Origin of the sequence: Gemmiger formicilis (genome assembly GCF_016901605.1) — a bacterium.
Taxonomy (GTDB): domain Bacteria; phylum Bacillota; class Clostridia; order Oscillospirales; family Ruminococcaceae; genus Gemmiger; species Gemmiger formicilis_B.
This window is the reverse complement of record NZ_JACJKP010000678.1, coordinates 1-244: the sequence shown is the minus strand read 5'-3', so window position 1 is coordinate 244 and position 244 is coordinate 1. Positions and strand designations below refer to the sequence as shown.

Annotated in this window: 1 pseudogene; it reads left to right on the top strand. The window is 58.6% G+C overall.

Annotation, left to right across the window (positions count from 1 at the left end):
• Positions 1-244 (top strand): annotated as a pseudogene (locus H6B10_RS16440) (MFS transporter); the annotation flags it as partial.

Here is a 244-nt window from a genome sequence, read left to right as displayed (position 1 = left end):
TTTCCTGTCCAAGATCATCTTCTGGCAGGCGTCGGATTTTGGCGGTTTTCTGGCAGAGCGGGTGCTGCTCAGTGTGGTGATTGCCGGGCTTTCCGGGGTGGATACCAGCATCCTCTATCTCTGCGCCGGGCAGGAAAACAGCCAACACGTGTTTGGCGTCTACAACAGCCTGGGCATGGCGGGGCTGCTTGCCGCCTCAGCGGTGTATACCCTTTTTGTGGGGGAGAACTACCGTCTGGCAGGT